Here is a 7897-nt window from a genome sequence, read left to right on the forward strand (position 1 = left end):
GTCGGGCAGGGCGTGCGGGAGGTCCCTCTCGCCGCGACCGAGCCGGCCCACAGACCCGGACCTGTTCCCCTTCTCCCCGTCCTCCGGCCACCATGGCCCCATGACGGCCTCCTCCCACAGCCCCTCCCACACCACTCGAGCCCGCTCCTTCAACTCCGCCGCGGCCCAGTACGCCGCCAACCGCCCCTCCTACCCGACCGCGCTCCTCGACACGATCGAGGACCTCGCCTGCCGCTCCCTCACCGGCGCACGGGTCGCGGACGTCGGGGCAGGCACCGGTATAGCGACCGCCCTCCTGCACACCCGCGGCGCCGACGTCATCGCCGTGGAGCCCGGGGACGGCATGGCCGCACAGTTCCGCCGCACCCTTCCCGGCGTGCCGATCGTCCGGGGCGACGGCAACCATCTCCCGCTGGCCACCGCCTCCCTCGACTTCCTCACCTACGCCCAGTCCTGGCACTGGACCGACCCGGCCCGCTCGGTGCCGGAGGCCCTGCGCGTCCTGCGCCCGGGCGGCGCGCTGGCGCTGTGGTGGAACACCACCGCCCTCGACGTGCCCTGGCTCGCGGAGGCGGCCCGGCGCATCGACCGGTACTTCGGGGAGAGCATCCCCGCGAACACCAAGAACGTGAACGCCCGGGTCGTCGACCCCACCGGCCGCCTCGGACTGACCCGTCGTGAGGTCCGCTGGAGCCGCCGCGTCCCCGTCGACACGCACCTGGCCAACCTCGGCAGCCACTCGCTGTTCCTGGTCCACGGCGAGGAGGCGAGCACCGCCTTCCTCGCCGAGGAGCGCGACCATCTGATGCGGGCCTTCCCCGACGGACTCGTCGAAGAGGTCTACGACGTCATCCTGCTGCTCGCGACCAGAGCCTGACCGCGCGCGGCGGCCCACCCCTCCAGCGCCGCCGCACACGCGTGATCCACATGCCGTAGCCCGCCCAACTCCAGCCGCACCGCGCGGTCGTGCGGCAGCGCGTCCAACGCGTCCAGCAGCTTCGGCAGCCGCAGGAACGTCGCGTGCCCCAGCACTCGTACGACGAGCCCGGCGTCTCCCCGGTCCTCCGTCTCGACGTGCACATGGCTGATCTCCCAGGCCGTCTTCGCCACGGCCGGCGCCAGCCCGGCCGACACCCCCTCGAACAGGATCGCCGCCGCCGTGACCCCGAGCACGACAGCCTCCGCCCGCTGCCCGCGCCACAGCTTCCGTGCCTCCCGCCAGGGCACCGGCCCGCAGCCGACGTACACCAGCAACCCGGCCAGTGCCGCGACCGGAACGGCCCCCAGTACCAGTACCCCGGGCAGCGCGGCCGCGAACAGCAGCAGCCACACCGCGTGCAGTACCCGCGAGGCCTTGGTCCGCGCGCCCGTCCGCGCCCCCTGGGAGACGGCGCCCCCGGCTCCCGTTGCCGCGCTCCGCACGATGAAGGTCGTCATCGGCAGCGCGCCCAGCACCCCGCACACGGCGTTGCCCGCGCCCTGTGCCATCAACTCCCGGTCGTAGTCCGTCCCCCGTCCCTCGGGCAGCCGGTCCACCGCCGCGGCGCCGAACAGCGACTCCGCCGACGCGATCAGCGCGAACGCCACTACGGTCCCGATCACCCCCGCTTCCGTCGGCCGTCCGAGATCCGCCGCCTCCGGCACCCGTACGGCATCCACAGCCCCTGCACCTGGACCCGCCGCACATCCAGGTCGAGCACCCAGGTCGCGCACGCCGCCGACACCACCGCGACCAACGGCGCCGGAACCAGCCGCGCACCACGCCGCCACCGCCCCATGCGCACGCACGCCGATGCCGCCACACGCCGGTGCCACTTGACGCCTCATCGCAGCCCGGAGCATTATTCATCGCATGATGAATTTTAACCCGGACTCCAGCCCACCCGGCAAGGACACGACCCCGGTCCCACCCGCTGTCGTGCCCGCCGCGCCCGCTGTGCCCGCCGTACGGGCCGAGCACCTGACCGTCGTCCGAGGCCCCCGCACGGTCCTGCGCACCCTCGACTTCACCGTCCCCCGCGGCCAGATCACCGGTCTGCTGGGCCCCTCCGGCTGCGGCAAGTCGACCCTCATGCGCTCGATCGTCGGCACCCAGGACAAGGTCACCGGCACCCTCGACGTCCTCGGCCACCCCGCGGGCCACCCCACGCTCCGCACCCGCATCGGCTACGTCACCCAGGCCCCCTCCGTCTACGACGACCTGACGATCCGCCAGAATCTCGACTACTTCGCCGCGATCCTCGACCCGGGCCGAGCGGCAGCGGACCGCCGCCACGAGAACGTCACCCGAGCCATCGCCGACGTGGACCTCACCACCCACGCCGACGCCCTCGCCGGCAACCTCTCCGGTGGCCAGCGCAACCGCGTCTCGCTGGCCGTGGCACTGCTGGGCACTCCGGAACTCCTGGTCCTCGACGAACCGACCGTCGGCCTGGACCCGGTCCTGCGCCGCGACCTGTGGAACCTCTTCCACGGCATCGCCGCCACCCGGGGCGCGACGCTGCTGATCTCCTCGCACGTCATGGACGAGGCCGAGCGCTGCCACCGCCTGCTCCTGATGCGCGAGGGCGAGATCCTCGCCGACGCCACTCCCGAGGCCCTGCGCACTCGCACCGGCGCTGACACGGTCGAGTCGGCCTTCCTGCACCTGGTGGACGCGGCGACAGAGGCAGCCCGCACGAAGGAGACCCGCACGAAGGAGACCCGCACGAAGGAGACAACCCGATGACCACGACCACGACCACGACCGCGCCCACCACCCCGGCTGCGGCCTCCGTACCCACCACCAGCGCCCTGAGCCTCTCCCGCACCACCGCCACCGCGGCCAGGGTCCTGCGCCAACTGCGCCACGACCCCCGCACCATCGCGCTGCTGGTCCTCATCCCCTGCGTGATGCTGTTCCTGCTCCGCTACGTCTTCGACGGCAGCCCGCGCACCTTCGACAACATCGGCGCGTCCCTCCTGGGCATCTTCCCGCTGATCACGATGTTCCTGGTCACCTCCATCGCCACCCTGCGCGAACGCACCTCGGGCACCCTCGAACGCCTCCTCGCCATGCCCCTCGGCAAGGGCGACCTGATCGCCGGCTACGCCCTCGCCTTCGGCATCCTCGCGATCATCCAGTCGGCCCTGGCCACCGGCCTGGCGGTCTGGTTCCTCGACCTGGACGTCACGGGCAGCCCCTGGCTCCTCCTCCTGGTCGCCCTCCTCGACGCCCTCCTCGGCACCGCCCTCGGCCTCTTCGTCTCGGCCTTCGCGGCCTCGGAGTTCCAGGCGGTCCAGTTCATGCCGGCGGTGATCTTCCCCCAGCTTCTCCTCTGCGGCCTCTTCGCCCCGCGCGACACCATGCACCCAGCCCTGGAAGCCGTCTCCGACGTCCTCCCCATGTCCTACGCGGTCGACGGCATGAACGAGGTCCTCACCCACACCGACATGACGGCCACCTTCGTACGGGACGTCCTCATCGTCGGCGGCTGCGCCCTGCTGGTCCTGTGCCTGGGCGCGGCGACCCTACGACGCCGTACAGCGTGACTGTTTCAGCATGTCCGGCGTTTGGGGACGAGGCCCTTTCGGGGCCGAAGCGGGGGTCCGGGGGCGGCAGCCCCCAGGGTTGGGGCGGGAAGGGGCGGCGGGGGCGAGGAACGGCGTCCGCCCACCGGACAGGCGTGCCGGACAGGCACCCCCGGTGCGACGATGAACCTCGGACGACGAAACCCCCGGAGGGCCCCGCACCATGACCCAGAAAGTCGCAGTCCTCGGCACCGGCAAGATCGGCGAAGCCCTCCTCAGCGGCATGATCCGAGGCGGCTGGGCCCCCGCCGACCTCCTCGTCACGGCCCGCCGCCCGGAACGGGCCGAAGAGCTCCGCACCCGCCACGGAGTCACCCCGGTCACCAACGCCGAGGCCGCCAAGACCGCGGACACCCTGATCCTCACGGTGAAACCGCAGGACATGGGCGCCCTCCTCGACGAGCTCGCCCCGCACGTCCCCGCCGACCGCCTGATCATCAGCGGAGCCGCAGGCATCACCACCGCCTCCATCGAGGAGCGGCTCGCCACCGGCACCCCGGTCGTCCGCGTCATGACGAACACCCCCGCCCTCGTCGACGAGGCCATGTCCGTCATCTCCGCCGGCACCCACGCCACCGCCGCCCACCTCGCCCACACCGAGGAGATCTTCGGCGCCGTCGGCAAGACCCTCCGCGTCCCCGAGTCCCAGCAGGACGCCTGCACCGCCCTCTCCGGCTCCGGTCCGGCGTACTTCTTCTACCTGGTCGAAGCCATGACGGACGCCGGCATCCTGCTCGGCCTGCCCCGCGACAAGGCCCACGACCTCATCGTCCAGTCCGCGATCGGCGCCGCGACGATGCTCCGCGACAGCGGCGAACACCCGGTCAAGCTTCGCGAGAACGTCACGTCCCCCGCCGGCACCACCATCAACGCCATCCGCGAACTCGAGAACCACGGCGTACGAGCCGCCCTCATCGCAGCCCTCGAGGCCGCCCGCGACCGCAGCCGCGAACTGGCCTCAGGCAAGAAGGACTGACCGCCGCCGGGGGCGGTCACCGGCCGGCCGCCCCCACGATCTCCTCCGTCGTCACCACCCGCGCGAACCCGCCCCCGTGCAGGGACACCGCCGACGCCTGCGCGATCTCCTCAGCACTCCGCCGCCAGCCGAACGGGCCCTCCAGGTCGAACGTGTACGTCGCGTCGTACGCGAACAGCACGTCGTACCCGAGATTGCCGCCCATCCGCGCCGTAGTCTCCGCGCACATGTTGGTCTGGATCCCGGCGACCGCGATCTGCGAGATGCCTTCCGCGGCCAGCCAGGCCCCCAGATCCGGCGTGCCGAGAAACGCCGAGTTCACCGTCTTCGTGAGGAACAGCTCGGCGCCGGCGCCCTTCCCCCGCCTCTCCTCCACGTACTCCTTGAACTCGTTCCCCTCGTACCCCAGCCGCAACGGCGACCCCGGCTTCACCGAGTCGTGCCGCACGAACACGACCGGCCGCCCCGTCTCCTGCCATACGTCGATGAGCGCGGCGATGTTGTCATCCGCCCCGGGATTGTTCCGCGCCCCCCAGAAGTCCAGCTCCTCGAAGCCCTTCTGCACATCGACGACCACCAGCGCTGCGTTCTCCGCGATATCCATGCCCTCGATCCTGCCGCCGGGACCGCCCGCGCCCCAGCGGGTCAGAAGACAGCGATCGATGGTTTACTGCCAAGCGTGGACCCTGCCTACCGCGTCGCCCTCGTCGCCTTCCCCGGCATCCGCGCCTTCGACGTCTCCGTCATCACCGAGGTCTGGGGCACCGACCGCACCGATCGCGGCGCCCCCGCCTTCGACCTGCGCCGTGTCGCCGTCGACAGCGCTTCCGTCCCGATGCGCGGCGGCCTGGCCCTCGCCCCCGACCGCACCCTCACCTGGCTCTCCCGAGCCGACCTGATCCTGGTCCCCGGCCTGGACGACCACCTCACCCCCGCACCCGCCGCCGTCCTGGACGCCCTCCGCCGCGCCCACGCCCGCGGCACCACCCTCGCGGCCCTCTGCGGCGGCGCCTTCACCCTCGCCCAGGCGGGCCTCCTCGACGGCCGCCGAGCGATCACCCACTGGAACCTCATCGACCTCCTCCGTACGCACCACCCCCGGGTCAGCGTCGTCCCCGACGCGCTCTTCATCGAGGACGACAACATCTGGACCGCCGCCGGCACGGCAGCCGGCATCGACCTCTGCCTCCACCTGGTCCGCCGCTCCCACGGCGCCGAAGCGGCCGCCACCATCGCCCGCTCGATGGTCACCGCGCCCATCCGCACCGGCACCCAGGCCCAGTTCATCGAACACCCCACCCCGCGCGCGGACCGGGACGCCGACACTCTCGCCGCCGTACGCGACCACGCCCTGCGCCACCTGCACGAACCACTCACCGTCGCCGGCCTGGCGGCGCGGGCGGGCATGTCCCCCCGCAGCTTCGCCCGCCACTTCACGGCCGAGACCGGCGCCACCCCCCTGCGCTGGCTCCTCGACCAGCGCATCGCCGCGGCCCAGAAACTCCTCGAACGCACCGACCTCCCCATGCCCGAGGTGGCCCGGCGCTCCGGCTTCGGCAGCGAGGTCACGATGCGCCAGCACTTCGCATCGCGCCTCGCCACCAGCCCACGCGCCTACCGCACCGCGTTCAGCACCCGGTCCGTGGCCGACTCCGGCGCGGGCGGAAGCAGCCCGATCGCGCGATAGGCGCTGTCCACGACCGGCCGCGCCATGGCCCGAGCCTTCGCCGCCCCGTCCCGCAGCACCCCCTCCACATGGACGGGATCCGCGCACAGCTCGCTGTGCCTGGCCTGCACCGGCCGCAGCACCTCGACCACCGCGTCGGCCGTGTCCTTCTTCAAGGCGCCGTACGACGCATAGGCGCCGGCCAGCGCCTCCGGCTCCCCGCCCGTACACGCGGCGAGGATCTCCAGCAGGTTGGCGAGCCCCGGCCGCTCCTCCCGGTCGTACACGACCTCCCGCCCACTGTCGGTGACGGCCCGCATGACCTTCTTGCGCACCACATCGGGCTCGTCCAGCAGATAGACGATCCCCGGCCCGAAGTCGTCGCTCTTGCCCATCTTCGACGTCGGCTCCTGGAGGTTCATCACCCGCGCGGCCACCGCCGGATGCGTGGCCTTCGGTACGACGAACGTGTGGCCGTACCGCTGGTTGAACCGCGCTGCCAGATCACGCGTCAGCTCGACGTGCTGGGCCTGGTCGTCGCCCACCGGCACCTCGTCGGCCCCGTAGGCAAGGATGTCCGCCGCCATCAGCACGGGATAGGTCAGCAACGACAGCCGCACACTGCCCCCGCGCTCCCGCTCCCGCCCGGATTTCTCCTTGTACTGGATCATCCGCCGCATCTCGCCGTCCGTGGCCACGCACTCCAGCAGATACGACAGCCGCGCGTGCTCGTCCACATGACTCTGTACGAACACGGTGCACAGCTGTGGATCCAGTCCCGTCGCCAGCAGCAGCGTCGCCGCCTGCCGACTGAGCCGGCGCACCCGAGCCGGATCGTGGTCCACGGTCAGCGCGTGCAGATCGACGACACAGAACAGTGAGTCCGCCCGGTGCTGGTCGACCTCGGCCCACTGCCGCAGAGCTCCCAGGTAGTTCCCCAGCGTCAGATGCCCGGTCGGCTTGACCCCGCTGAAGACCCGCTTCATCTCTCCACCTCCTGGTCGAGACCGCCGCTCCGGCCGGCCGACCCTCTGGAACCCTGGAGGGAGAAACGAGAACGGCCGCCGAAGCGGCGGCCGTTGAGTGCATACGTGAGCACGGCCGCCGTCAGGCGGCCCACCACAGTTGGGTGCACGTACGCGTAGTCATGTGCGTCAGAGTACGCCTCAGGGGTGTCCGTGGGACATGAGTTGACACACCCCGACCGGATACGTAGTGTTCTCCGAGTTGTTCGACGTGAGCGCCGACCCCGGTCGGTCCCCGGACAGCCATTCCGTAAGTACCAACCACTTCTCGGCGCGCAGTCGATTCGTCTGCCGTCATGTCGTTGGCGTGTGTATTCACGAATGAGGAATCCGTGTTCGAAAGGACGCAGGCCCCCGATTGGCTTCGGGGGGCGGGAATCCGCTAAAGTCTCACTCGTCGGAACGGCCCAACAGCCGGGAAGACAAGCCCCCTCTGACTGGGAATCAGCGCCGAAAGGATCTGATAGAGTCGGAACCGCCGGAAAGGGAAACGCGAAAGCGGGAACCTGGAAAGCACCGAGGAAATCGGGTCGAGAAAAGATCTGATAGAGTCGGAAACGCAAGACCGAAGGGAAGCGCCCGGAGGAAAGCCTGAGAGAGTCTCTCGGGTGAGTACAAAGGAAGCGTCCGTTCCTTGAGAACTCAACAGCGTGCCAAAAA

At 71.0% G+C, this 7897-nt stretch carries 7 protein-coding genes and 1 pseudogene; 5 read left to right on the forward strand and 3 right to left on the reverse strand.

Translation table 11 applies throughout. The features are described from left to right. Positions 1-100: 100 nt before the first annotated feature. Positions 101-877, forward strand: coding sequence for a class I SAM-dependent methyltransferase (locus ACFWBD_RS31990; protein WP_385674471.1), 777 nt, complete (start codon positions 101-103; stop codon positions 875-877). On the opposite strand, the pseudogene ACFWBD_RS31995 reads toward ACFWBD_RS31990, so the two are convergent. Next, a pseudogene (locus tag ACFWBD_RS31995) lies at positions 841-1772 on the reverse strand (SulP family inorganic anion transporter); the annotation flags it as partial. The gene ACFWBD_RS31990 and the pseudogene ACFWBD_RS31995 sit on opposite strands and share 37 nt — an antisense overlap. 80 nt (positions 1773-1852) lie before the next feature. Between ACFWBD_RS31995 and ACFWBD_RS32000 the strand changes: the two are divergent. The 3 genes from ACFWBD_RS32000 to proC all read left to right on the forward strand — a co-directional run bounded on the left by ACFWBD_RS32000 (position 1853) and on the right by proC (position 4546). Next, complete coding sequence (locus ACFWBD_RS32000; protein WP_385674474.1) at positions 1853-2728, forward strand: ABC transporter ATP-binding protein; 876 nt, start codon at positions 1853-1855, stop codon at positions 2726-2728. Continuing rightward, positions 2725-3531: an ABC transporter permease gene (locus ACFWBD_RS32005; protein WP_385674477.1), complete on the forward strand. Its 807-nt coding sequence runs from the start codon at positions 2725-2727 to the stop codon at positions 3529-3531. The genes ACFWBD_RS32000 and ACFWBD_RS32005 overlap by 4 nt, the downstream gene beginning before the upstream one ends. A gap of 202 nt (positions 3532-3733) precedes the next feature. Beyond that, complete coding sequence (gene proC, locus ACFWBD_RS32010; protein WP_385674480.1) at positions 3734-4546, forward strand: pyrroline-5-carboxylate reductase; 813 nt, start codon at positions 3734-3736, stop codon at positions 4544-4546. Between the two features lie 16 nt (positions 4547-4562). Here proC and ACFWBD_RS32015 read toward each other — a convergent pair whose 3' ends face one another. Further along, complete coding sequence (locus tag ACFWBD_RS32015; RefSeq protein ID WP_385674483.1) at positions 4563-5150, reverse strand: cysteine hydrolase family protein; 588 nt, start codon at positions 5148-5150, stop codon at positions 4563-4565. Positions 5151-5225: 75 nt separating this feature from the next. Between ACFWBD_RS32015 and ACFWBD_RS32020 the strand changes: the two genes are divergently transcribed. Then, on the forward strand, positions 5226-6233 hold the full coding sequence (locus ACFWBD_RS32020; protein WP_385674486.1) for a GlxA family transcriptional regulator: 1008 nt from the start codon (positions 5226-5228) through the stop codon (positions 6231-6233). Here the strand turns inward: ACFWBD_RS32020 and trpS are convergent. After that, positions 6161-7198: a tryptophan--tRNA ligase gene (gene trpS, locus ACFWBD_RS32025; RefSeq protein WP_385674489.1), complete on the reverse strand. Its 1038-nt coding sequence runs from the start codon at positions 7196-7198 to the stop codon at positions 6161-6163. The two genes, ACFWBD_RS32020 and trpS, sit on opposite strands and share 73 nt — an antisense overlap. Positions 7199-7897 lie beyond the last annotated feature (699 nt).

Source organism: Streptomyces sp. NPDC060002 (assembly GCF_042737245.1).
Taxonomy (GTDB): Bacteria; Actinomycetota; Actinomycetes; order Streptomycetales; family Streptomycetaceae; genus Streptomyces.

Bases quoted from the DNA above. Each gene is read 5' to 3' on its own strand.
- trpS (WP_385674489.1), bottom strand. From the start codon at position 7,198: ATGAAGCGGGTCTTCAGCGGGGTCAAGCCGACCGGGCATCTGACGCTG.
- ACFWBD_RS32005 (WP_385674477.1), top strand. From the start codon at position 2,725: ATGACCACGACCACGACCACGACCGCGCCCACCACCCCGGCTGCGGCC.
- ACFWBD_RS32000 (WP_385674474.1), top strand. From the start codon at position 1,853: ATGATGAATTTTAACCCGGACTCCAGCCCACCCGGCAAGGACACGACC.
- proC (WP_385674480.1), top strand. From the start codon at position 3,734: ATGACCCAGAAAGTCGCAGTCCTCGGCACCGGCAAGATCGGCGAAGCC.
- ACFWBD_RS32015 (WP_385674483.1), bottom strand. From the start codon at position 5,150: ATGGATATCGCGGAGAACGCAGCGCTGGTGGTCGTCGATGTGCAGAAG.
- ACFWBD_RS31990 (WP_385674471.1), top strand. From the start codon at position 101: ATGACGGCCTCCTCCCACAGCCCCTCCCACACCACTCGAGCCCGCTCC.